This is a genomic window from Streptomyces anulatus, from assembly GCF_014650675.1.
GTDB classification, from domain to species: domain Bacteria; phylum Actinomycetota; class Actinomycetes; order Streptomycetales; family Streptomycetaceae; genus Streptomyces; species Streptomyces anulatus.
Genome location: NZ_BMVK01000020.1, coordinates 123,322 through 147,332 on the forward strand (window position 1 = coordinate 123,322; position 24,011 = coordinate 147,332).

The 24,011-nt window shown below is 73.1% G+C and carries 21 protein-coding genes; 14 read left to right on the top strand and 7 right to left on the bottom strand.

Annotated elements, in window-relative coordinates; all coding sequences use genetic code 11:
• The first annotated feature begins 21 nt into the window (after positions 1 to 21).
• Entirely contained in the window at positions 22 to 906 is an 885-nt protein-coding gene (gene sucD, locus IE272_RS33815) for a succinate--CoA ligase subunit alpha (RefSeq protein ID WP_007450902.1), read from the top strand.
• Positions 907 to 1,020: 114 nt separating this feature from the next.
• Here the strand turns inward: sucD and IE272_RS33820 are convergent, their stop codons facing one another.
• Positions 1,021 to 2,346 (bottom strand): helix-turn-helix domain-containing protein, encoded by a 1,326-nt coding sequence (locus IE272_RS33820; RefSeq protein ID WP_190009475.1) that lies wholly within the window; start codon positions 2,344 to 2,346, stop codon positions 1,021 to 1,023.
• 126 nt (positions 2,347 to 2,472) lie between these two features.
• On the opposite strand from IE272_RS33820, the gene IE272_RS33825 reads away from it, so the two are divergent.
• Positions 2,473 to 4,284 carry a cell division protein PerM gene (locus tag IE272_RS33825; RefSeq protein WP_190009519.1) on the top strand — a complete coding sequence of 604 codons (1,812 nt, stop codon included), beginning with the start codon at positions 2,473 to 2,475 and terminating at the stop codon, positions 4,282 to 4,284.
• On the opposite strand, the gene IE272_RS33830 is transcribed toward IE272_RS33825, so the two are convergent.
• Positions 4,274 to 5,254 carry a hypothetical protein gene (locus IE272_RS33830; RefSeq protein ID WP_057665352.1) on the bottom strand — a complete coding sequence of 327 codons (981 nt, stop codon included), beginning with the start codon at positions 5,252 to 5,254 and terminating at the stop codon, positions 4,274 to 4,276. The genes IE272_RS33825 and IE272_RS33830 overlap by 11 nt on opposite strands.
• Positions 5,255 to 5,515: 261 nt before the next feature.
• On the opposite strand from IE272_RS33830, the gene purN reads away from it, so the two are divergent.
• From purN to IE272_RS33845, 3 genes are all read left to right on the top strand, one after another.
• Entirely contained in the window at positions 5,516 to 6,172 is a 657-nt protein-coding gene (gene purN, locus IE272_RS33835) for a phosphoribosylglycinamide formyltransferase (RefSeq protein ID WP_190009477.1), read from the top strand.
• Positions 6,159 to 7,712: a bifunctional phosphoribosylaminoimidazolecarboxamide formyltransferase/IMP cyclohydrolase gene (purH, locus tag IE272_RS33840; RefSeq protein WP_057665353.1), complete on the top strand. Its 1,554-nt coding sequence runs from the start codon at positions 6,159 to 6,161 to the stop codon at positions 7,710 to 7,712. The genes purN and purH overlap by 14 nt, the downstream gene beginning before the upstream one ends.
• A gap of 147 nt (positions 7,713 to 7,859) precedes the next feature.
• Positions 7,860 to 9,389, top strand: a complete 1,530-nt coding sequence (locus tag IE272_RS33845; protein ID WP_050356962.1) for a DUF2079 domain-containing protein — start codon at positions 7,860 to 7,862, stop codon at positions 9,387 to 9,389.
• Positions 9,390 to 9,470: 81 nt separating this feature from the next.
• Here the strand turns inward: IE272_RS33845 and IE272_RS33850 are convergent, their stop codons facing one another.
• Positions 9,471 to 10,109, bottom strand: a complete 639-nt coding sequence (locus IE272_RS33850; protein WP_047178372.1) for an RDD family protein — start codon at positions 10,107 to 10,109, stop codon at positions 9,471 to 9,473.
• Between the two features lie 221 nt (positions 10,110 to 10,330).
• Here IE272_RS33850 and IE272_RS33855 point away from each other — a divergent pair, with 221 nt between their 5' ends.
• The 4 genes from IE272_RS33855 to IE272_RS33870 all read left to right on the top strand — a co-directional run bounded on the left by IE272_RS33855 (position 10,331) and on the right by IE272_RS33870 (position 14,806).
• On the top strand, positions 10,331 to 11,212 hold the full coding sequence (locus IE272_RS33855) for a bifunctional methylenetetrahydrofolate dehydrogenase/methenyltetrahydrofolate cyclohydrolase (RefSeq protein WP_050356963.1): 882 nt from the start codon (positions 10,331 to 10,333) through the stop codon (positions 11,210 to 11,212).
• A 23-nt stretch (positions 11,213 to 11,235) separates the two neighbouring features.
• On the top strand, positions 11,236 to 11,859 hold the full coding sequence (locus IE272_RS33860) for a DUF3017 domain-containing protein (protein ID WP_190009479.1): 624 nt from the start codon (positions 11,236 to 11,238) through the stop codon (positions 11,857 to 11,859).
• 503 nt (positions 11,860 to 12,362) lie between these two features.
• The gene (locus tag IE272_RS33865; protein WP_050356965.1) at positions 12,363 to 13,580 is read left to right on the top strand and encodes an XRE family transcriptional regulator; all 1,218 of its coding nucleotides are present in this window, start codon (positions 12,363 to 12,365) and stop codon (positions 13,578 to 13,580) included.
• Positions 13,581 to 13,816: 236 nt separating this feature from the next.
• Positions 13,817 to 14,806 carry a malate dehydrogenase gene (locus IE272_RS33870; protein WP_050356966.1) on the top strand — a complete coding sequence of 330 codons (990 nt, stop codon included), beginning with the start codon at positions 13,817 to 13,819 and terminating at the stop codon, positions 14,804 to 14,806.
• Between the two features lie 82 nt (positions 14,807 to 14,888).
• Here the strand turns inward: IE272_RS33870 and IE272_RS33875 are convergent, their stop codons facing one another.
• On the bottom strand, positions 14,889 to 15,404 hold the full coding sequence (locus IE272_RS33875) for a carboxymuconolactone decarboxylase family protein (protein WP_050356967.1): 516 nt from the start codon (positions 15,402 to 15,404) through the stop codon (positions 14,889 to 14,891).
• 47 nt (positions 15,405 to 15,451) lie between these two features.
• Between IE272_RS33875 and pdxR the strand changes: the two genes are divergently transcribed.
• From pdxR to IE272_RS33890, 3 genes are all read left to right on the top strand, one after another.
• Entirely contained in the window at positions 15,452 to 16,852 is a 1,401-nt protein-coding gene (gene pdxR, locus IE272_RS33880; RefSeq protein ID WP_050356968.1) for a MocR-like pyridoxine biosynthesis transcription factor PdxR, read from the top strand.
• 104 nt (positions 16,853 to 16,956) lie between these two features.
• On the top strand, positions 16,957 to 17,229 hold the full coding sequence (locus IE272_RS33885; protein WP_032791656.1) for a hypothetical protein: 273 nt from the start codon (positions 16,957 to 16,959) through the stop codon (positions 17,227 to 17,229).
• A 5-nt stretch (positions 17,230 to 17,234) separates the two neighbouring features.
• Entirely contained in the window at positions 17,235 to 18,422 is a 1,188-nt protein-coding gene (locus IE272_RS33890) for a glutathionylspermidine synthase family protein (RefSeq protein ID WP_050356969.1), read from the top strand.
• A gap of 30 nt (positions 18,423 to 18,452) precedes the next feature.
• Here IE272_RS33890 and rocD read toward each other — a convergent pair whose 3' ends face one another.
• Entirely contained in the window at positions 18,453 to 19,658 is a 1,206-nt protein-coding gene (gene rocD, locus IE272_RS33895) for an ornithine--oxo-acid transaminase (protein ID WP_190009481.1), read from the bottom strand.
• Positions 19,659 to 19,969: 311 nt separating this feature from the next.
• Between rocD and trpS the strand changes: the two genes are divergently transcribed.
• Together trpS and IE272_RS33905 are read left to right on the top strand one after the other, a co-directional pair.
• Entirely contained in the window at positions 19,970 to 20,962 is a 993-nt protein-coding gene (gene trpS / locus IE272_RS33900; RefSeq protein ID WP_050357779.1) for a tryptophan--tRNA ligase, read from the top strand.
• Positions 20,963 to 21,086: 124 nt separating this feature from the next.
• Positions 21,087 to 21,686, top strand: coding sequence for a 2'-5' RNA ligase family protein (locus IE272_RS33905; RefSeq protein ID WP_050357780.1), 600 nt, complete (start codon positions 21,087 to 21,089; stop codon positions 21,684 to 21,686).
• A gap of 19 nt (positions 21,687 to 21,705) precedes the next feature.
• Here IE272_RS33905 and dprE2 read toward each other — a convergent pair whose 3' ends face one another.
• Positions 21,706 to 22,461: a decaprenylphospho-beta-D-erythro-pentofuranosid-2-ulose 2-reductase gene (gene dprE2 / locus IE272_RS33910; protein WP_050356971.1), complete on the bottom strand. Its 756-nt coding sequence runs from the start codon at positions 22,459 to 22,461 to the stop codon at positions 21,706 to 21,708.
• A 58-nt stretch (positions 22,462 to 22,519) separates the two neighbouring features.
• Positions 22,520 to 23,881 (bottom strand): FAD-binding protein, encoded by a 1,362-nt coding sequence (locus tag IE272_RS33915; protein ID WP_190009484.1) that lies wholly within the window; start codon positions 23,879 to 23,881, stop codon positions 22,520 to 22,522.
• Between the last annotated feature and the right edge of the window lie 130 nt (positions 23,882 to 24,011).

Sequence of the window (24,011 nt, forward strand, 5' to 3'; positions counted from 1 at the left end):
GGAAGAGGGACTCAGACCACCATGGCTATCTTCCTCACCAAGGACAGCAAGGTCATCGTCCAGGGGATGACCGGCGCGACGGGCATGAAGCACACCAAGCTCATGCTCGCCGACGGCACCAACATCGTCGGCGGCGTGAACCCGCGCAAGGCCGGCACGACCGTCGACTTCGACGGCACCGAGGTACCGGTCTTCGGCTCCGTCGCCGAGGCGATGGAGAAGACCGGCGCGAACGTGTCCGTCCTCTTCGTGCCGCCGGCCTTCTCGAAGGCCGCCGTCGTCGAGGCGATCGACGCCGAGATCCCGCTCGCCGTCGTGATCACCGAGGGCATCGCCGTTCACGACTCGGCCGCCTTCTGGGCGTACGCCGGCGCGAAGGGCAACAAGACCCGGATCATCGGCCCGAACTGCCCGGGTCTCATCACCCCCGGCCAGTCCAACGCCGGCATCATCCCGGGCGACATCACCAAGCCCGGCCGCATCGGTCTCGTGTCCAAGTCCGGCACGCTGACCTACCAGATGATGTACGAGCTGCGTGACATCGGCTTCTCCTCCGCCGTCGGCATCGGTGGCGACCCGGTCATCGGCACCACGCACATCGACGCCCTCGCGGCGTTCGAGGCGGACCCGGAGACCGACCTCATCGTGATGATCGGCGAGATCGGCGGCGACGCCGAGGAGCGTGCCGCCGACTTCATCGCGAAGAACGTCACCAAGCCGGTCGTCGGTTACGTCGCGGGCTTCACCGCCCCGGAGGGCAAGACCATGGGCCACGCCGGCGCCATCGTCTCCGGCTCCTCGGGCACCGCCCAGGCGAAGAAGGAGGCCCTCGAGGCCGCCGGCGTCAAGGTCGGCAAGACGCCGACCGAGACCGCCAAGCTGGCGCGCGAGATCCTCGGCGCCTGACGCAGGCAGTCGGGCAGCAGAGACACGCTGCGAACGGCGCGGGCCCGCACCCCTCCATCACAGGGGGTGCGGGCCCGCGCCGTTCGCGTAGGTGCCCGCCGTCCGGGCGACGGTTCACCGGAGCTGCGGAATCAGCCGTTCCGGCCCGTGCGCCAACTGCTCGCGCAGCGTCTTCTGGAGCTTCAGGTCCTGCGCGGTGAGCTTTTGCGGACCACCGCGGGGCGGTACGCCCCCGACCCGCTCGGCGGGGGAGATCGGCGGCTCGTAGTGGGTGGGCGCGGTGTGCAGGGTCAGTCCGGTCACGGCGATGAGGAGCGCGACGCCCGCGACGGCGGCCCGGGTCCACAGCCTGGCCCTGTCCTCGCTGCCGGTGCGCACGGCACGGGCCGGCTGCGGTACGGGTACGTGCTCGGCGCGCGCGAGCCCGCCGAGCCGGTCGTGGAGCAGGGCCGACTGCTCGGCGGGCGTGGCGGCGGACGCCAGTTCGGGGAGCCGTTCGGCGACGGCGGCGCGGGCGGTCATCAGACGGCCCGCCGCCGCCGGGGTGCTGGCCTCCGTCTCGGCCGCGGTCTCCGGGAGGTCCAGGCCGACCCCGTCGTACAGGAGCAGCGTGCGGCGGTAGGCCGGGGGCAGGTCCAGCAGCGCGTCGAACAGCGCCCGCTTCCCCGGCTCCGTGGGCGGGGCGTCGGGGTGCCGGTGCGCGCGGCGCAGCCGGTGCCAGGGGGACATCGCGTACTCGTACGCCGCGGCGCGCACCCAGCCGGCCGGGTCCCGGTCGACGGCCACCTCGGGCCAGCGGTGCCAGGCCAGTTGGAAGGCGCGCTCGACGGACTCGCGGGCCAGGGCCCGGCGGCCGGTCAGCAGATAGGCCTGCCGGACGAGGCCGGGGGCGGTGCGGGCGTACAGCTCGTCGAACGCCTCGGCGGGTGAGAGGCGCCGCTCGCCGACCGCCTCTGCCTCCGTATCGGTGCCGGTGTTCCTGTCCGCGTCGGTGGCCGCCTCCGGCACCACCATCATCGCCTTCACCTCCGGAGCGGCTTCCGGAAAGGCTTCAGGAGCGGGCTCGGGAGCGGGCTCGGAGGTGGGCTCGGCGGAGGGTACCGGGGTGGGTTCCGCAGCGGCTTCCGCAGCGGCTTCCGCAGCGGATCCCGGGACGGCTTCCGGAGCCGTCGGCACCGGAGTCGGACCCGTCATCGCCGCCGCCGGTGCCGTCGTGGCGAGAGCCTCCGGTTCGGGGGCGATGAGCTTCGCGTACAGCGCGCGCTTGCGTCCGCGCGGGCTCGTGCGCCCCGTCTCCCAGGAGCGCACCGTGGCGCGCGTGACGCCGACGGCCGCCGCCACCTGCTCCTCGCTCAGCGATTTCGCCTCGCGCAGTCTGCGGCGCTCCTTGGGGGAGGGCAGCTGCGGCGCGGCGGCCTCGTCGGTCGTGCTCCGGGTCATGGTCGACCCCCGGCAGCGCCGCACTGAGTAGAAAAGTACATAAACGTATATTGGGCGACACAACGGCTGTTCGCGCGTTACGCGAAATAAGCGCGTGTCGTTGGCAGCATGGGCCGCGTGACCCAAATGACGCAACGCAGCCCGAAGGCGACGGCCGAGCGGAACCGTACCCTCGACCTGGCCTCCGCCCTGGTGCGGGGAGTCGTCGCCGCCGGGCTCGGCCTCGGGGCGTTGACGGTGCTGGTCATGGTGGTGTGGATCAGCTCCCCGTACCCCGACAGCGGGCCGGGCGGGGTGCTGCGCGCGGCGGCCGGGGTCTGGCTGCTGGCGCACGGCGCCGGGCTCGTGCGGCCCGACACCCTGAGTGGTGTTCCCGCCCCCGTCTCCCTGGTGCCGCTGCTGCTCGTGCTGGGTCCGGTCTGGCTGGCGCACCGCGCGGCGCGCGATGCGGCGGAGCCGGAGGAGGGGCGGCCCGGGCCTTCGCGGGCGGGCGCGTTCTGCGCGGTGACCGCGGGATACCTGCTGGTCGTGGCGGGTGCGGCGGCCTGCGCGCGGGGCGGCTCGCTGCGCCCGGACCCGGACACGCTGGTGTTCCCGGTGGCGCTGGTGGTGGCCGGTGCGGCGGCGGCCGGGGTGTGGACGGCGGCCGGGCGGCCGTTCGGACCCCTGCCGTCCTGGTCGCCCCTGGTACTCCAGGAGGCGATCGCGCGGACGCTCTTCCGCGACCGGGCCGAGGCGGCGTGCCGGTCGGCCGCGGCGGGCGTGACGGTGCTGCTCGGGGGCGGTGCGCTGCTGGTCGCGGTGGCGCTCGGCCGGAACGCGGAGGCGGCGCAGGACGCGTTCCTGGGGCTCGCGGGCGACTGGTCGGGGCGGTTCGCCGTGCTCCTGCTGGCCGCCTCGCTCGTGCCCAACGCCGCACTGTGGGGAGCGGCGTACGGGCTCGGGCCCGGCTTCTCGCTCGGTACGGGAGCCACCGCCACCCCGTTGGGCCTCGAAGGGACTCCGGCGGTGCCCCACTTCCCCCTGCTGGCGGCCGTGCCGGACCAGGGTCCGGGCTCCCTGCTGAACGGGGCGGCCCTGGCGGTGCCGGTGGCGGCCGCGCTGGCGGTCGCCTGGTTCACCGCCCGCAGGGCCGCGCCCGCCGACGCGCCCCGCGCTCAGGCGTGGAGCACGCGCGAGACGGTACGGGTGACCCTGCTCGCCGCGTTGGGGTGCTCGGCCGGGACGGCACTGCTCACGGCGGTGGCCGGTGGGCCGCTCGGCACCGGGGCGCTGAGGGAGTTCGGCCCGGTGTGGTGGCTGGCCGGTCCGGCGGCGCTGGCGTGGACCGCGGGGATCGGCGTACCGGCGGCGCTGTTGCTGCGCCTGTGGCGACTGCGTACCCCGGGCTGGGCCTGGCGCAGGGACGTACCGGAAGCCGATGAGCCCCCGGCGACGGCGACGGCGAGGGCGAGGGCGAGGGCGGCAGCGACGACGGCGGCGGCGGTCGAGGCGGAGGCCGGGGAGAAGGCGGAGGCGGAGGCCGTCATCGGACGTCGGCGCCGCTGGTGGGCGCCGTGGCGTGGGCGGGGCGGGGCGGCCGGCGATGCGGCGCCGGGCGGTACCCCGGCACCGGCGGCTTCCTCCGTTCCGGCCCCCGGGACGGCCCCCGACGCGGCCCCCGGCGCTCCGGTCGGCGCGGTCGGCCCGGGGGCGGGACGCGGCGACGCGGGGTTCGAGCCGTACGACTTCCTGCCGACCGACCCGTGGCACGAGAAAGACTTCAGGGAGGCCCGTTGGGCCTCCCTGAAGCGGGGTTCCGGCGGACTGATGGCCGACTTCCCTGCCGATCCCGCCGATCCCGTCGGTCCTGCTGGTCCTACCGGTTTCGCTGATTCCGCCGATTTCGCCGCGGGCCGCCCCGCGTCGGATCCGGACCGCCCGGGACCTACTCCTTGACGCCGAAGAACGGTTCCAGCGGCTTCGGCAGCTGGTCGTTGCAGGCGAGCTGGCCGGTCTTGGTCAGGGCGTCGTTCACGCAGGTGTAGTAGTCGCGGTAGACGAGCTGCACGGTGAACGTGGTCGCCACGATGAGCAGCGCCAGCAGGGCGGTCACCAGGCCGCTCACCGCCGCCGTGGTCTGCTGCCTGCTGCTGATGTTCTGCGGCGCGGCGGGCGTGGGTGCGGCGGGAGGGGCCCCGGAGACGTCGGCCGCCGTGGCTCCCGTGCCGGTCCCGGTCGTGGCCCCGGCCGCATCCGTGCCGTCCCCTGCCGGGCGGTCCGTCGCGGAGGCGCTCTTCAGCGGGGTGCGGAGCGCGCTGATCGCCCAGTACGTCGAGAGCGCGCCCAGCAGCAGGGCGAGCTCCGAGAGGTCGAAGAGGGCGAAGAAGAAGGCCCACATACCGCCGAGCACCGCGTAGCGGGCACGCCGCTGCGCGGGGTCGGTGGGGTCCCAGCGCATGCCGCCCGGACGTTCGGTTCCGCCCTTGCCTCCCGGGCCCGAGCCGTTCCCGCCGGAACGGCCGCCGAAGCCGCCGTTGCCCCGGCCGGGCTGTTTGCTGCTCCACTGGCTGCCCCACGACGGGCGGTCCCCTGAGGAGTTGTTCCCGTCGGACCCGCCGTCCCCGTCCGACCCCTCCGACCCATTGGGGCGGCGCGGCTGCCACGGCTGATCCGGACGGTCCGCGGGCGGCGCGGCGAACGGGTTGTCCTCCTGGGGCTTCCCGGCGGAGCCGGGGACCGGTGCGGATCCCGAGGGGGAATCCGGCGAGGACGGACCCTGGGGCGAGGAATCGGAGGAGGAGGGGCCCGGGGACGAGGAGCCGGGCGAGGGGGAGTCCGGCGAAGAGGACTGGCGTTCCCGCATCAGCGGAGCGGACCGCTCGGGCAGGGGGAGGCGGAAGTCGGTGCGACGGCGTCGGTCCGGCATGTGGTGAACGTCTTCCCCATCTCGTCATGTCCGCCCGTAGGACGGTTCGTCCGCCCGGTGGACGGCTCGCTGTCCCCTGACGCTACCTCCCGGTCACGCCCCCGTCCCGTGGGGGCCGTCGGGTGTGCCGGTATCGTTGCTGACGGTCGGCCCGTTCGTAGGGTTCCCCGTATCGGGCGAAGCGATACTTTCGTACGACCCTACAAAGAGCATGCCGCACCTGCGTCATCATGCGGTCATCACGTGAGAAAGGGCCCCGACGTGGCCTCCCCGCCCCCCTCCGTCCCTCCTGCCCGGCTGGTCGTGCTGGTCTCCGGATCCGGTACGAATCTCCAGGCGCTGCTCGACGCCATCGGCGACGACCCGGCGGCGTACGGGGCGCGGATCGTCGCCGTCGGCGCGGACCGCGACGGGACCGGTGGCGTGGAGCGCGCGGAGCGGGCCGGAATCCCCACGTTCGTGTGCAAGCTCAAGGACCACGCGACCCGCGCCGCATGGGACGAGGCGCTCGCCGCGCAGGTCGCCGCGCACCGCCCGGACCTCGTCGTCTCCGCCGGTTTCATGAAGATCGTCGGCCCGGCGTTCCTCGCCGCGTTCGGCGGCCGGACCGTCAACACCCACCCCGCCCTGCTGCCCAGCTTTCCCGGTGCCCACGGAGTGCGTGACGCACTCGCGTACGGCGTGAAGGTCACCGGCTGCACCGTCCACTTCGTCGACGACGGCGTCGACACCGGTCCGATCATCGCGCAGGGCGTGGTCGAGGTGACCGAGGAGGACACCCCGGAGGGTGAAGCCGCCCTCCACGAACGGATCAAGGAAGTCGAGCGCTCGCTGCTCGTCGAGGCCGTGGGGCGGATCGCCCGTGACGGTCATCGCATTGAGGGACGAAAGGTTCATCTCGGTCATGTCGGTGAATAAGCCCATCCGCCGCGCCCTGGTCAGTGTCTACGACAAGACGGGGCTCGAAGACCTCGCCCGCGGTCTGCACGAGGCGGGCGTCGAACTCGTCTCCACCGGCTCCACCGCCGGGAAGATCGCCGCCGCCGGAGTCCCGGTCACCAAGGTCGAGGAGCTCACCGGCTTCCCCGAGTGCCTGGACGGCCGCGTCAAGACGCTGCACCCCCGCGTCCACGCCGGCATCCTCGCCGACCTCCGTCTCGACGCCCACCGCGAGCAGCTCGCCGAGCTCGGCGTCGAGCCCTTCGACCTGGTCGTGGTGAACCTCTACCCGTTCAAGGCGACGGTCGCCTCGGGCGCCTCCGACGACGAGTGCGTCGAGCAGATCGACATCGGCGGCCCCTCGATGGTCCGCGCCGCCGCCAAGAACCACCCGTCGGTCGCCGTCGTCACCAGCCCCGAGCGGTACGCCGACGTCCTCGCCGCGGTCAAGGCGGGCGGCTTCGACCTCACCGCCCGCAAGCGGCTCGCCGCCGAGGCCTTCCAGCACACCGCCGCCTACGACGTCGCCGTCGCCTCCTGGTTCGCGGCCGACTACGCGGCCGACGGCGACTCGGGCCTCCCCGAGTTCCTCGGCGACACCTTCACGCGCAAGAACGTCCTGCGCTACGGCGAGAACCCGCACCAGCCCGCCGCGCTCTACACCTCCGGCGAGGGCGGTCTCGCCGAGGCCGAGCAGCTGCACGGCAAGGAGATGTCCTTCAACAACTACACGGACACCGACGCCGCCCGCCGCGCCGCCTACGACCACGCCGAGCCCTGCGTCGCGATCATCAAGCACGCCAACCCGTGCGGCATCGCCATCGCCGACGACGTCGCGACCGCGCACCGCAACGCGCACGCCTGCGACCCGCTCTCCGCGTTCGGCGGCGTCATCGCCGTCAACCGCCCGGTGACCGTGGAGATGGCCGAGCAGGTCGCGGAGATCTTCACCGAGGTCATCGTCGCCCCGGCGTACGAGGACGGCGCCGTCGAGGTGCTGGCCCGCAAGAAGAACATCCGCGTGCTGCGCGCCCCCGAGGCCCCGGCCTCCGCGTTCGAGGTCAAGCCGATCGACGGCGGCGCGCTGCTCCAGGTCGCCGACCGTCTCCAGGCCGAGGGCGACGACCCGGCCAACTGGACGCTCGCCACCGGCGATGCGCTCTCCGAGGCCGAACTGAAGGAGCTGGCCTTCGCCTGGAAGGCGAGCCGCGCCGTCAAGTCCAACGCGATCCTCCTCGCCAAGGACGGCGCGTCGGTCGGCGTCGGCATGGGCCAGGTCAACCGGGTCGACTCCGCGAAGCTCGCCGTCGAGCGGGCCGGCGAGGAGCGGGCGCGCGGGGCGTACGCCGCCTCCGACGCCTTCTTCCCGTTCCCCGACGGCCTGGAGATCCTCACGGCCGCCGGCGTCAAGGCCGTCGTCCAGCCCGGTGGGTCCGTCCGCGACGAGCTGGTGATCGAGGCCGCGAAGAAGGCAGGCGTGACCATGTACTTCACGGGCACGCGCCACTTCTTCCACTGACCGGCACCTCTTCCACCGGCCTCCAGCGACCGGACCCGAGGCCGCACCCCGACACGGGTGCGGCCTCGGCCGTGTCCGTCGTACGGAATCGGCTCGCCGCTCTGTTCTAATGAACGGCCGTGGAAATCCCTAGCGGGGGCAGTCACCGTGCTTGAGCTGAACAAGAGTGGAACGGACCGGTCGGGACCGGGACGCCTGCCCGCCCAGGGCCCGGGGCCGGACGCCCGTTCGGCCGGCGACGCGCCGCGTACGGGCGACGCCGCCGCCGAACGCGTACCCCTGCGCCCGTACCTCATCGCCGGCGCGATCCTGTGCGCGCTCTACTTCCTCTACGGGTACTTCCAGTACAGCCGCTTCGGCTCGCCCTCCTGGGACCTGGGCATCTTCGAGCAGGAGGTCCGGGCGTACGCCGGGTTCGACGCCCCGGTCGTCGACATCAAGGGCCCCGGCTATCTGATCCTCGGCGACCACTTCTCCCCGATCGTGGCGCTGCTGGCCCCGCTGTACTGGATCTGGCCGTCGGCCGAGGCCCTGCTGTTCGCCCAGGCCGCGCTGTTCGCGCTGGGAGCGGTCATCGTCGGCCGCACCACCCAGCAGCTCCTCGGCGGTCGCTCCGGGCTCTGCGTCACCGTCGCGTACGGACTCTCCTGGGGGATCCAGGAAGCGGTGAAGGCCGACTTCCACGAGATCGCCTTCGCGGTGCCCCTGCTCGCCCTCGTCTGCCGGGCCCTGCTCCTGAAGCGGTACACGGCCGCGCTCCTGTGGTCGCTCCCCCTGGTCCTGGTCAAGGAGGACCTGGGCGCCACCGTGGCGGTCGTCGGCTTCCTCCTCTTCGTGTACGGCCGCCGCCTCCAGGGCGCGCTGCTCGCCGCCTTCGGGGTCGCCGCCTTCGTCGTCACGCTCATGGTCCTCATCCCGGCGGCCAGCAGCGCGGGCACCTACGACTACTGGACGAAGATCGACAAGAACGGCGAGCAGGACGTCTCGATGCTGGACTCCGTCCTGGGCGTCCTCAACTCCTCCGTCAAGATCGAGATGCTGGTCTTCCTGATCGGCATCACCGCGTTCATGGCGCTGCGTTCACCGCTGACACTGCTGATCGTTCCCACGCTCGGCTGGCGGCTGCTCTCGCAGGACAGCAACCACTGGGGCATGGTCTGGCACTACAGCGCGATCCTCATGCCGGTGCTCTTCCTCGCGCTGGCCGACGGCGTCCGCCGCAGCCGCGACTCGCACCGGCCCTGGCTCGCCTCGTACGCGAAGGTCGCCGTGCCCGTCGCCGCCGCGATCGCCGTCGCGATGACCCAGCACCTGCCGCTGCGCGACCTGCTGCGCCCGGAGACCTACCGCACCGACGACGCCCGCAGCCAGGCCGCGCGGGCGGCGCTCGACGCCATCCCGGCCGGGGCGCGCGTCGAGACGGACATCACGCTGATGGCCCACCTCACCTCCGACCGCACCGTCTACTGGGTCGGCGGAGCCCCGGGCACCGCACCCGACATCGTCGCCATCAACCTGGACTTCGGCTGGTCCCGCCCGATCCAGGACCCGGTGGCGTACGCCCAGCAGCTGCACCCCGAGGCGCGCTACCGGCTCAAGCACCGGGGCGGCAGCTTCGTGGTGATGGAGCGCACGACACCGGAGCCGGCGGAGATCCCGGGCGCCCGGGACGACTGACCGCGGCCCCGGGCCCGTACGCGCGAAGGCCGCACCCGTTCACCGGGTGCGGCCTTCGCGTGTGCGAGGTGGTGCGGTGGATCAGTTGGCCTTGACGACCACCGACGAGCAGACCTTGTCCGCGAACGTCTGCTTCTTCGCGTCCCACAGCGGCCACAGCCAGCCGATGTAGCAGGCGATGCTGTCCAGGAAGTGGGCCAGGCGGCGCACGAAGGCCATGCCGAAGCCCAGCGGACGGCCGTCGGCCTCGCGCAGCAGGCGGATGCCCACGGCCTTCTTGCCGATCGTCTGGCCGGTGGTGCCCTCCTGGTAGAGCTGCCAGATGGCCATGGCGATGAGGCCGAGGAAGCCGATGACGGCGAGGATCGCGCCGAACGAGTCGCCGATGCCACCGCCGATGACGACCAGGATGTACGGGACCATCAGGACGAGGCCGTCCACGATCAGTCCGCCGAAGCGCAGACCCCAGTGGGCCAGCTCCGGCATGCCGCCCTGGCCGGGCTGCTGCGGGTAGCCGCCGCCGTAGGGCTGGCCGGGCTGCTGCGGGTAGCCGGGCTGCTGGGGGTACCCCGGCTGCTGCTGCGGGTAGCCGTAGCCCTGCGGCGGGACACCCTGCGGAGCCTGCTGCGGGTAGCCGTAACCGGGCTGTCCCTGCGGCGGGCCCTGCGGCGGCTGGCCGGGCTGCTGCCCGTACGGGTTGTTCGGGTCGCCGAAGCTCATATGGGGTGTTTCCTTCAACAGACGTGTGGGGACGAGATGGCCACACGGAGGAAGGACATCGATCAGCGGCCCGCCCCCCGTACAACCGCGGCCTTCATCGTTATAAGCGGGACCCTTGTTTGTCCAGTCCGGGGGCCCCGACGTTGTGCAAGTGCAATGTCCGGTACGGGGGTGGCGCCGGCAATTGGTATGCGGGCGGGGTCATCCGCGAGGATGGGACCATGACTGCCCAGATTCTCGATGGCAAGGCCACCGCTGCCGCGATCAAATCCGATCTGACCGTCCGTGTGGCGGCCCTCAAGGCCCAGGGGATCACTCCCGGCCTCGGAACCCTGCTCGTCGGGGACGACCCGGGCAGCCGGTGGTACGTCAACGGCAAGCACCGTGACTGCGCCCAGGTCGGCATCGGCTCCATCCAGCGCGAACTTCCCGACACCGCCACGCAGGAGGAGATCGAGGACGTCGTCCGGGAGCTCAACGCCGACCCCGAGTGCACCGGTTACATCGTCCAGCTGCCGCTGCCCAAGGGCATCGACACCAACCGGATCCTGGAGCTGATGGATCCGGCGAAGGACGCCGACGGGCTGCACCCGATGAGCCTCGGCCGCCTCGTCCTCAACGAGACCGGCCCGCTGCCCTGCACCCCGCAGGGCGTTGTCCAGCTGCTGCGCGCGCACGGCGTGGAGATCAACGGGGCGCACGTCGTGGTCGTCGGGCGCGGCGTCACCATCGGCCGGTCGATCCCGCTGCTGCTGACCCGCAAGTCGGAGAACGCCACGGTGACCCAGTGCCACACCGGCACCCGGGACCTCTCCTCCCACCTGCGCCAGGCCGACATCATCGTCGCCGCCGCCGGTGTGCAGCACCTGATCAAGCCGGAGGACGTGAAGCCGGGCGCGGCCGTGCTCGACGTCGGCGTCAGCCGGGACGCCGACGGCAAGATCGTCGGCGATGTGCACCCGGGGGTCCGCGAGGTGGCCGCCTGGGTCGCCCCGAACCCCGGGGGCGTGGGCCCGATGACCCGCGCGCAGTTGCTGGTCAACGTGGTCGAGGCCGCCGAGCGGGCCGCCGCCGAGGCCGCCGACGCCGCCGCAACGGGCTGACGGCCGGATCCGGAGGGAACCCCATGGGTGCTGGTACGAGTCCGGTCGACCCCGCCCCCGCCGGCCGGGCGGCGGACGAGCCGCGCGAACCGGACGAGCGGGACGGGACCACCGGGTCCGCCTCGCCGGACCCGGCCGCCACGGCTGCCACGGACGCGGACGCGGACACCGCCACGTCCACGGACGGGGCCACGGCCGCCACGGACACGGACACCGCCGCGGACGGGGCCGCGACCGGCGGGCGGCCCCGTCGGTCGCGGCGGTTCCCCCGGTTCACCCGGGACACCGCCCGGCCCGAGGGCGGCGGCAGGGCGGCGTCCGGCGACGCGCCCGCCCCCGCCCGGCAGTGGCCGTTGCTCACCGTGCTCGGCGCGGCGGGCCTCGGACTGCTGATCGTGGTGCTCGACCCGTTCGACCAGGCGTTCCGCATCGGCACGATCCTGATCGGCGGCGCGCTGATCGCCGGTGCCGTGCTGCGCTGGGTGGTGCCGTCCGTCGGGATGCTGGCGGTACGTTCCCGCTTCACCGACCTCGTCACGTACGGGCTGATGGGCACGTTGATCGTGCTGCTCGCACTGGTCGCACAGCCCGCGCCGTGGCTCGACGTCCCGATCCTGGAGGACGCGGTCCGCTTCACGATCCGCTAGCGGGCGGTCCCGTCCCGATCAGGTCCGTGGTGTCCGTCCCTACCCCCGAGGAGGGACGGACACCACGGCGGAACGGGGCAACCGGGCAAGGGGCCCCGGTATACGGCGGGATGGGCGGCCTTGCCCCGTCCTGACTCCAGCGTCATGGACATGAAAGACCGGAACAAGCGCTCACTGTGGCCTGTGGCACGGAAGTGACCATTCCGGCACGGTGTGATCGCCGCGCAACGATGGCAGACTGGTCCGGCGCACAGAGCGGCACGGAGCAGGCGGAGCAGTGGCCGGCGCGGTGCCGGGGCACGTGAGGACACGCACCCGCCCCGAATGCTCCCGTGCGCCTCCTCGTCAGGAACTGACACCCTGGCTCCGCGCATCCTCGTGGGTAGTCCAGCTGACGGTCCGGACCGGACGGGCGGCGGACGGACCGGGAGATGCGCGGGCCGGGGGCCGGCCGCAGCGGGGCACAGCACGTACGTCCGGGGGACATGAGGGGGGAAAACGCGATGCCTCGTTGGAAGGCACTGCCCGAAGAGCTCGACCCGCAGATCAGGGAGTTCGCCAGCCAGCTGCGCAGGCTCGTCGACCGCAGCGGGCTGAACATCAACGCGGTGGCCGACCGCACGGGTTACAGCAAGACGTCCTGGGAGCGGTATCTCAACGGCCGGCTGCTCGCCCCGCGCGGGGCCGTCGTGGCCCTCGCCGAGGTGACGGGCACCCCGCAGCACCACCTCACGACCATGTGGGAGCTGGCGGAGCGGGCCTGGAGCCGGGCCGAGATGCGTCACGACATGACGATGGAGGCCATCCGCATCACGCAGGCCCGTGCCGCGCTCGGTGAGCTCGGCACGACGGCTCCCGACGCCCCTGCGGGCGGCCGGTCCGGCCGGTCATCCGCCGGCGGCAGGCACAGCGCCTCCGGCGCGCGGGTCCCCGCCGCCGCGAGCCCCGCCGGTACGGACGCCCCGCCCCGCGACGTCCACGGCACGGACCCGTACGGCGGCGGGGCCTATGTGCCCGGCGACGACGACACGCGCCAACTCCTCGTCCCCACCCAGCGCGGCACCGCACCGAACCCCGCCCGCCACCAGGACCGGCCGTACGACGGCGGGCCGTACGACGGCGGGCCGCACCAGGGCGGGCAGCGGCCGGAGAGGAACACGGCGGAGAGCACCGGCCGCGGCTCCGGCCCCGGCCGGGATGCGCACGGCACCCGACCGGGCAGGACCCCCGGCGGCCGCAGGAAGGGCCCCATGCTCGCCGTCGGGGCCGTCGGCGCCCTGATCGTCGTGGTCGGCGCGCTGCTGCTCGCGCCGGGCGACGACGCGGCCAAGGCCACCCCCACCCCGTCGGTGGCCCCCACCAAGGCCGCCCCGGAGCTGCCCGTGGGCGTCGAGTGCAGCGGCGCGGACTGCGCCGGGCAGGACCCCGAGGCGATGGGCTGCGGCGGCGAGTTCGCCCGTACGGTGGCCGGCGCCGTGGTGGGCGGCAGCAAGATCGAGGTCCGCTACAGCGAGGTCTGCTCCGCCTCCTGGGCCCGGCTCACCGAGGCGGCCATCGGCGACACCGTGCGGATCACCGCCGGCGAGGGAGTGCAGGACGGTGAGGTCATGGGGGACACCGACGCGTACACCCCGATGGTCGCGGTGAAGAAGGCGTCCGACGCGAAGGCCTGCGCCACGCTGACCTCCGGCACGAAGGGGTGCACCGAACCGGGCGAGTGACGGCCCGGGCGGGCGCCCCCGCCCGGGGCGCTCGTCCGTCGCCCGTGCGTGCGGTGCGTGACCGGTTGTGTGCGGTGCCACAGGGGGGCGGGCGGCCCGGCCGGGCCGGGTCCGATAGCCTGACCGCTGGATATCTCTTCACGTCAAGATTCGTCGGGGCGCGAAGGGTGTCCAGCACCAGGGTCCGGCACCAGGGGCCGGGACCCCCACCGCCAGCTGTCTAAACGGAGACCGCCATGACCCGCACTCCCGTGAATGTCACCGTGACCGGCGCAGCCGGCCAGATCGGCTACGCGCTGCTCTTCCGCATCGCCTCCGGCCACCTGCTCGGCCCGGACGTGCCGGTCAACCTGCGCCTCCTGGAGATCCCGCAGGGCCTCAAGGCCGCCGAGGGCACCGCGATGGAGCTCGACGACTGCGCCTTCCCGCTGCTGCGCAACATCGAGATCACCGACGACCCGAACGTCGGCTTCGCCGGTGCGAACGTCGCCCTGCTCGTCGGCGCCCGCCCGCGCACCAAGGGCATGGAGCGCGGCGACCTGCTCGCCGCCAACGGCGGCATCTTCAAGCCGCAGGGCAAGGCCATCAACGACAACGCCGCGGACGACATCAAGGTCCTCGTCGTCGGCAACCCGGCCAACACCAACGCGCTCATCGCGCAGGCCGCCGCCCCGGACGTACCGGCGGAGCGCTTCACCGCGATGACCCGTCTGGACCACAACCGCGCGATCTCGCAGCTGGCCGCCAAGACCGGCGCCGCCGTCTCCGACATCAAGAAGCTGACGATCTGGGGCAACCACTCGGCCACCCAGTACCCGGACATCTTCCACGCGGAGATCGCCGGCAAGAACGCGGCCGAGGTCGTCAACGACGAGGTGTGGCTGGCCGACACCTTCATCCCGACCGTCGCCAAGCGCGGCGCCGCGATCATCGAGGCCCGTGGCGCGTCCTCGGCCGCCTCGGCCGCCAACGCCGCCATCGACCACGTGCACACCTGGGTCAACGGCACCGCCGAGGGCGACTGGACCTCGATGGGCATTCCGTCGGACGGCTCCTACGGCGTCCCCGAGGGCATCATCTCCTCGTTCCCGGTCACCACGAAGAACGGTGTCTACGAGATCGTCCAGGGCCTGGACATCAACGAGTTCTCCCGTAAGCGCATCGACGCGTCGGTCAAGGAGCTCACCGAGGAGCGCGACGCGGTCCGCGAGCTCGGCCTCATCTGAGACCCGCTCCCGCGACACGTCGAGCGCCCCCGGCGGCACCAGCCGCCGGGGGCGCTTCCGCGTTCCCGCCCGGAGCGGGCGGTCAGCTCTTGAAGTCGCCGGGCGTGTAGTGGCCGGGGGCCAGGCGGCCGGTGACACCGAAGCGGTTCCAGGCGTTGATCACGGTGATGGCCGCGATCAGCTGGGCCAGCTCGGTCTCCTCGAAGTGCTTGGCGGCCTCCGCGTACACCTCGTCCGGGACGAAGCCGTCGGTCAGGACGGTGACCGCCTCGGTCAGGGCGAGCGCCGCCAGCTCCTTCGGGGTGTAGAAGTGCTGCGACTCCCGCCAGGCGCTGAGCTGGACGATCCGCTCGACGGACTCGCCCGCCGCGAGCGCGTCCTTGCTGTGCATGTCGAGGCAGAACGCGCACTGGTTGAGCTGCGAGGCCCGGATCTTCACCAGCTCGACCAGGACGGGGTCCAGGCCCTTCCTGGCGGCGATGTCGAGCCGGACCATCGCCTTGTAGACGTCGGGGAGGAGCTGGGAGACGGAGATCCGGGGCGGGTGCTCGGGGGCGAGGTCGGCCGGGGCGTGGTGGTGCTCGTGCGTCGAGGTCATGAGGACGACGCTACGGCCCCGGTGGCACCCCGGTATGGTCCATTGGCATGACGGATTCCTGGGCCACTTTCGGCGCGGACCTGCATCTGGAACCGGTCGGCCAGGGGCTCCGCAGCGGGCTGATGGAGGCGCTGCGGGAGGCGGTGCGCTCCGGCCGCCTGGCCCCCGGCACCCGGCTGCCGTCCTCCCGGGTCCTCGCCGCCGACCTGGGCGTCGCCCGCAACACGGTCGCCGACGCCTACGCCGAACTGGTCGCCGAGGGCTGGCTCACCGCCCGGCAGGGCTCGGGGACCCGGGTCGCCCGGCGGTCGGCGCCGCGCCGGACGGACCCCGCCGCGGCCCCCTCCCGGCCGGCGCGGTCCGGGGCCGGGTACAACCTGAAGCCCGGCTCGCCCGACCTGTCCGCCTTTCCGCGCACCGCCTGGCTCAAGGCCGCCCGCAAGGCGCTCACCGCCGCGCCCGACGAGGCCTTCGGCTACGGCGATCCGCACGGCCGGGTCGAACTGCGCACCGTGCTGGCCGAATACCTGGCGCGGGCGCGCGGGGTCTACGCCGACCCGGAGCGCATCGTGATCTGCTCCGGCTTCGCACACGGGCTGACGCTGCTGGGCCGGGTGCTGCTGCGGCGCGGGGTCCGGGACGTCGCCGTCGAGTCGTACGGCCTCGACGTCCACAGAGACCTCCTCACCGACGCCGGGCTGCGCACCCCGTGCCTGCCCCTGGACGAGCGCGGGTCCCGGACCGGCGAGCCGGCCGCGCTGCGCGGCGCGGGGGCCGTGCTGCTGACCCCGGCGCATCAGTTCCCCACCGGCGTACCGCTGCACCCGGACCGGCGGGCCGCCGCCGTCGACTGGGCCCGGTCCACCGGCGGGCTGATCCTGGAGGACGACTACGACGGCGAGTTCCGGTACGACCGGCAGCCGGTGGGCGCGCTCCAGGGGCTCGATCCGGAGCGGGTCGTCCATCTCGGCACCGCCAGCAAGTCGCTGGCCCCGGGGCTGCGCCTCGGCTGGATGGTGCTGCCCCGGAGCCTGGTGGGGGAGGTGGTGGCGGCGAAGGGCGTGTCCGACTGGACGTCCGGTTCGCCCGACCAGCTGACGCTCGCGGAGTTCATCGCCTCGGGGGCGTACGACCGGCATGTGCGCTCCATGCGGCTGCGCTACCGCCGGCGCCGCGACCAGCTGGTCGCGGCGCTCGCGGAGCGCGCGCCGGGCATCGAGGTCAGCGGGATCGCGGCCGGACTGCACGCGGTCCTCGAACTCCCGGCGGGCGCCGAGCGCTCGGTGATCCAGGCGGCGGCGTTCCAGGGCCTGGCGCTGGACGGCCTCGCGCGCTACCGCCACCCGGACGCCCCGGCCGCCCGCGACGCCCTGGTGATCGGTTACGGATCGCCGTCGGAGAGCGCCTGGGCGGGCGCGCTCGACGCCCTGTGCCGGGTGCTGCCGTGAGGGCCAGGTTCCGAACCGGCCACCCCTCCCACTAATCTGACAAGCGGTCCGGTGGCGAAAAAGGGACGCCGGATTCGATCGCGTACCACGGGGGAGAACCGAACATGGCCACACGAAGGCTGAGGTCGAGCACGGTCGTGCTCGGCGGTATGGGGCTGCTCGCCCTGACGATCACGTCCTGCGGTTCGGAGCCGGACAGGCGCTGCGCCGACCGCACGACGCAGAAGACCCTGCCGAGTTCCGAGTGCCGCAGCGGCGGGAACGGGTCGTACTACTACGGCGGCAAGAGCGACAGCGGCAAGGTGCAGGGCGGCAGCTTCGACAAGTCGGCCGTCGACCGGGGCGGCTTCGGCTGCTCCGGCTCCGGCGGCGGCTGACCGCCGTGGAACGCCGCACGATCGAACCGCGCCCCGGCTGGCAGGAGACCGTCGAGGCACAGGGCGTCGTCTACCCGCTCACCCGCTACCCGGACGACTCGCTGCGTCCGTACTGGGACGAGAGCGCCTACTACGTCTTCTCGCTGCCCGAGGTCGAGGCGCTGGAGGAGGTCGTCGAGGAACTGCACACGATGTGCCTGGCCGCCGCCGCGCACATTGTCGAGCGCGACCGCTTCGCCGACCTCGGCATCACCGACCCCCGCCTCGCCGCACTGGTCGCCGAGTCCTGGCGCCGCCGTTCCGAACTGCCCTCCGTGTACGGGCGGTTCGACCTGCGCTACGACGGGAGCGGCCCGGCGAAGATGCTGGAGTACAACGCCGACACCCCGACCTCGCTGGTGGAGGCCGCGAGCGCGCAGTGGTTCTGGATGGAGGACCGGTTCCCCGGGGCCGACCAGTGGAACTCCCTGCACGAGCGGCTGGTCGGCGCCTGGAAGCGGCAGGCGCCCCTGCTGCCGCCCGGGCCGCTGCACTTCGTCCACTCCGACGGCGACGAGCTGGGCGAGGACCTGATGACGGTCGCGTATCTGCGCGAGACCGCCCAGCAGGCCGGACTCGCCACCGAGGCGCTGTCCGTCGAGGAGATCGGCTGGGACCGGCTGTCGGGCCGGTTCGTCGACGACCGGCTGCGGTTCATCCGCAGCTGCTTCAAGCTCTACCCCTGGGAGTGGCTGGCCACGGACCGCTTCGGCCCGCAGGTACTGGACACCCTCGACAACGGCGGCGGCAGCGGCACCACGTGCTGGATCGAGCCCGCCTGGAAGATGCTCCTCTCCAACAAGGCGCTGCTCGCGATCCTCTGGGAGCTGTACCCCGGCCACCCCAACCTGCTCCCCGCCCATCTCGACGGACCGCGCGAGCTGGCCGGACCCGGCGGGGCCGGATACGTGTCCAAGCCGCTGCTGGGCCGCGAGGGCGCGGGCGTCGAGCTGCACGGCCCCGGCTCGCCGCCCGTGGAGCGCGACGAGCCGTGCTGCTACCAGGAGATGGCCCCGCTGCCCGACTTCGACGGCAACCGGGTGGTGCTCGGCGCGTGGGTCGTCGAGGACGAGGCGGCGGGGCTCGGCATCCGGGAGTCGGCGGGGCCGGTCACGGACGAGTACGCCCGCTTCCTGCCCCACGTCATCCTCTGAACCCTCCGGCTCTACGGGTACGGGACCGGCTCAGGCGCTCAGCACCGCCCGCAGCCGGTCCAGGCCCCAGTCCAGGTCCTCCTTGCTGATCACCAGCGGCGGGGCGATCCGGATCGTGGACCCGTGGGTGTCCTTCACCAGCACCCCCAGCTCCATGAGCTTCTCGGAGATCTCCCGGCCGGTGCCCAGCGCCGGAGCGATGTCGACGCCCGCCCACAGCCCCCGGCCGCGCACCGACTCCACCGCACCGCCGCCCGTCAACAGGCCCAGCTCCCGGTGCAGATGGTCGCCCAGCTCGGCCGCCCGCTGCTGGTACTCGCCGGTCCGCAGCATCGCGATCACCTCCAGCGCCACCGCGCAGGCCAGCGGGTTCCCGCCGAACGTGGAGCCGTGCTCGCCGGGCCGGAACACGCCGAGCACGTCCGCCGACGACACCACCGCGGAGACCGGCACCACCCCGCCGCCCAGCGCCTTGCCGAGCACGTACATGTCCGGCACCACGCCCTCGTGGTCCAGCGCGAACGTCTTCCCGGTCCGGCCGAGGCCCGACTGGATCTCGTCGGCGATGAACAGGACGTTCCGCTCGCGGGTCAGCTCCCGTACGCCGGGGAGATAGCCGGCCGGCGGCACCAGCACCCCGGCCTCGCCCTGGATCGGCTCGATCAGCACCGCCACGGTGTTCTCGGTCATCGCCTCCCGCATCGCGGTGAGATCCCCGTACGGCACGATCTCGAAGCCGGGGGTGTACGGGCCGAAGTCGGCCCGCGCCTCCGGGTCGGTGGAGAAGCTGACGATCGTGGTCGTACGGCCGTGGAAGTTGTCCGAGGCCACGATGATCTTCGCCATGCCGTCCGGCACGCCCTTGACCCGGTAGCCCCACTTGCGGGCGGTCTTCACCGCGGTCTCCACGGCCTCCGCGCCGGTGTTCATCGGCAGCACCGTCTCCATGCCGCACAGCGCCGCCAGGTCCGTACAGAAGTCGGCGAACCGGTCGTGGTGGAAGGCCCGGGACGTCAGCGTCACCCGGTCCAGCTGGGCCTTGGCCGCGTCGATGAGCCGACGGTTGCCGTGGCCGAAATTGAGCGCCGAATACCCGGCGAGCAGATCGAGGTACCGGCGGCCCTCGACATCGGTCATCCAGGCGCCCTCGGCCGAGGCCACGACGACCGGCAACGGGTGGTAGTTGTGCGCGCTGTGCGCCTCGGCGGAGGCGATGGCAGTTTCCGTGGTCGACACGGGATCTCCGTTCGTCGTGCGGCGTGGGCGGGGGTGGTGCCCACTTTGTATCGTCGGTCGGAACCCGCGCCGGGAAACCTCCATCGCCCGGCGCGCCCGCCGTCGCACGCCGGGCGGCCGAAATGTGCGGTTCGTCTCAGGCGTGCGCTCCCGTGCTCCGGGCTCCTGCGGGTACGCGCCCTCTCCGCCCCGCACCGGCTGCCGGAGATCGCCCCCGTACCTGAGACAATGGGGCCATGGCCTCTGATCGCCCCTCGCTCCCCACCGACCAGCCGCAGACGGGCCGCACCGGTGCGGCCGTCCGTCCGCGCGTGCTCTCCGGGATCCAGCCCACCGCAGGCTCGTTCCACCTCGGCAACTACCTGGGCGCGGTGCGCCAGTGGGTGGCGCTGCAGGAGGCCCACGACGCCTTCTACATGGTCGTGGACCTGCACGCGATCACGATCCCGCAGGACCCCGCCGAGCTGCGGGCCAACACCCGGCTCGCCGTGGCGCAGCTGCTGGCGGCCGGTGTGGACCCGGAGCGCTGCACGCTCTTCGTCCAGAGCCATGTGCCCGAGCACGCCCAGCTCGGCTGGGTGATGAACTGCCTCACCGGCTTCGGCGAGGCCTCCCGGATGACGCAGTTCAAGGACAAGTCCGCCAAGCAGGGCGCCGACCGGGCCACCGTCGGCCTCTTCACCTACCCGGTGCTCCAGGTCGCGGACATCCTGCTCTACCAGGCGAACCAGGTCCCGGTGGGCGAGGACCAGCGCCAGCACATCGAGCTGACCCGCGACCTCGCCGAGCGGTTCAACGGCCGGTACGGCCAGACGTTCACCGTCCCCGCGCCGTACATCCTCAAGGAGACGGCGAAGATCTTCGACCTCCAGGACCCGGCGGTCAAGATGAGCAAGTCGGCCTCCACGCCGAAGGGCCTCATCAACCTGCTCGACGACCCGAAGGTCACGGCGAAGAAGGTGAAGAGCGCGGTCACCGACACCGACACGGTGATCCGGTTCGACGCCGAGAAGAAGCCGGGCGTCAGCAACCTCCTCACGATCCTCTCCACCCTCTCCGGCAGCTCCGTCGAGGACCTGGAACGTAGTTACGAGGGCAAGGGCTACGGTGCGCTGAAGACCGATCTGGCCGAGGCCATGGTGGAATTCGTCACTCCTTTCCGGGCTCGCACCCAGCAGTATCTGGACGACCCGGAGACGCTGGATGCCATCCTGGCCAAGGGAGCGGAGAAGGCCAGGGCCGTCGCCGCGGAGACCCTGGCGCAGACGTACGACCGGATGGGACTCCTGCCCGCCAAGCACTGAGTCCAAGGACCCTGGCGAGATCATGGCCGGAGGGGTCACACTTGCGGCGACGGAACGTGTGGGCCGGAAACCTGGCCCACGCGGCATGACCGGAAATCGACTATCGACGGTGGAGGAGAACGACGTGGGGACCGTAACGCTCGGCGTTTCGATCGCGGTCCCGGAGCCCTACGGCAGCCTGCTCCAGGATCGCCGCGCGAGCTTCGGGGACCCTGCCGCCTTCGGCATTCCCACCCACGTCACCCTGCTCCCGCCGACCGAGGCGGAGTCGGCCGACCTGCCGGCGATCGAGGCGCACCTCGACAGGATCGCCACGGCCGGCCGGCCGTTCCCGATGCGGCTGTCCGGCACCGGCACCTTCCGCCCGCTGTCGCCGGTCGTCTTCGTCCAGGTCGCCGCGGGCGCCTCGGCCTGTGCCTGGCTCCAGAAGCGGGTACGGGACGCCTCCGGCCCCCTGGTGCGCGAGCTCCAGTTCCCGTACCACCCGCACGTCACCGTGGCCCACGGCATCGCCGAGGAGGCCATGGACCGGGCCTACGAGGAGCTCGCCGACTACGAGGCCGCCTGGACCTGCGGATCCTTCTCGCTGTACGAGCAGGGCCCGGACGCCGTCTGGCGCAAGATCAGGGACTTCCCGTTCGGCGGGGGCGGCGGGGCGCCCGCGGTCCCCGCCCAGGGCGGCTACACGATCGACGAGCCGTCGGCCCCGTCGCTACGGCCCTGAGCACCCGGGGCCGCAGGCCCTAGACCGGCAGCCGGCGGAACAGCGGGCGCGGGACGTGCCGCAGCGCCGCCATCACCACCCGGAGCGAACCGGGCACCCACACCGTCTCCGAGCGCCGCCGCAGCCCCGTGACGATCGCCGCCGCGACCTCCTCCGGGCCGGTCGCGAGCGGCTGCTCCGGCCGCCCCGCCGTGGCCCGGGTCCGGACGAAGCCGGGGCGGACGACCATCACCTGCACCCCGGTCCCCTGGAGCGCGTCGCCGAGCCCCTGCGCGAACGCGTCGAGGCCCGCCTTGCTGGAGCCGTAGATGAAGTCCGCGCGCCGGGCGCGCTCCCCGGCCACCGAGGACAGCACCACCAGCGAACCGTGCCCCTGCGCCTGAAGTGCGCCGGCGCACACCAGCCCGGCGGAGACCGCCCCCGTGTAGTTGGTCTGGGCGACCCGGACGGCGGCCATCGGCTCCTCCTCGTCCCGCGCCTGATCGCCGAGGACCCCGAACGCCATCAGCACCACGTCGATGTCGCCCTCCGCGAAGACCTTGCCGAGGACGACCTCGTGGGAGGCGGAGTCCAGCGCGTCGAAGTCGACGGTCCGCACGTCCGCCCCCCGGCCGCGCAGCTCGGCGGCGGCCGACTCCAGGGCGGGGGAGGGGCGCCCGGCCAGCCAGACCCGGCGGGTGCGCAGGGCGATCAGCCGGCGGGCGGTGGCCAGGGCGATCTCGGAGGTGCCGCCGAGGACGAGCAGGGACTGCGGGGCGCCGAAGGCATCCTTCACGTAAATCTCCTGGTCAGATGGAGTGGGGGTGGAGGGTGGAGGAGGGAGAGGGGGAGGTCTACAGCCCGAGCCGGCGCGACAGGTCGGAGCGGAACGCCTCCGTCGGGTCCAGCCGCGCCCGCAGCTCCTGGAAGCCCGCAAGACCCGGGTACATCGCGGCCGCCGCCTCCGGCCGCATCCGGGAGTCCTTCGCCAGGCAGACCCGGCCCCCGGCGGCGGCCACCTCCTCGTCCACGTCGTCAAGGAAGCGGGCCAGCCCGGGCAGCGCGGCGGGCAGATCCAGGGCCAGCGACCAGCCGGGCGCGGCGAACGACAGCCCTCCGGGGTCCGCCGCCCCGAACCGTTGGAGCACGGCCCGCACGGCGGGGCCCCGGCGTCCCGCGATCCGCCGCACGACCCGGTGCAGGGTCTCCTCCTGGCCGTATCCGACGGTGAACCGGTACCGCACCAGACCGCCCCGGCCGTACAGCAGGTTCGCGTCCGGGTAGGCGTCCGCGGCGTGGAAGAAGGCGCCGACCGGCCGGAGCTCACCGGTCCGCGCGCGGGGTGCGCCGCGGTAGCGGACCTCGTTGTACAGGGCGGCCGGTGCCGGGCCGAACAGCCCGCCGGGCACCGGTGGGCAGCCGGGGAGCCGGAACCGTCCCCGGGCCCCTCCGGAACGCGGGGAGAGCAGAGTGCGCCCCGCGTGCGCCGGGCGCATGTCAGGGGTCGCGTGCTCCCCCCGGGTGAGGATCCCGCGTCCGGTCGCCCGGCCCCGGGCCGTCAGGTCGATCCAGGCGGAGGCGTACGGCAGCCGGTCGCCGCCCGCGGTGAAGCGGGCCAGCAGATCGTCCAGGTCCTCGGCGCGCTCGGTGGAGACGGACATCAGTGCCGTCGGCACGCGCCGGAGGCGCAGGGTGGCGCCCAGGATCACCCCGGTCAGCCCCAGGCCCCCGGCGGTGGCGTCGAAGAGGGCGGTACCCGGCAGCACCGTACGCACCTCGCCGTCGGCGGTGAGCAGTTCCAGGGCGCTCACATGCCGGGCGAACGAGCCCGAGCGGCGGTGGTCGAGGCCGGGCAGATCGGAGGCGATCGCCCCGCCGACCGTCACCCTGCCGGTCCCGGGCACGACCGGCGGGAGCCAGCCGAGCGGCAGCAGGACCCGCAGCAGCCGCTCCAGGCTCACCCCCGCGTCGCAGTGCAGCGCGCCGCTGGCGTCGACACCGCCGATCCGGGCCAGGCCGGTCAGGTCGAGCACCGAGCCGCCGGCGTTCTGCGCCGCGTCCCCGGGCGACCGCCCCAGCCCGCGCGCGATGACGCCCCGGGGCCCGCGCCCCCGGACGGCGGCGGCAGCCTCCTCGTGGGTGCGGGGGCGGAACCGCACGGCGGTCGTCGGGGCGGTGCGGCCCCAGCCGCTCAAGGACACCGTGTCGACGGACATGAGGGTGACCGTATCGTCCGGGAAATCCCCTTCGCGGCATTGGTGAATTCGCTCACCGGAACGGGTGATGGAGCGAGTGTCAGCGGAGCGTGGCGGAGTTCCGCCGGACGTGTCCGGGAGAGTCCGGGGC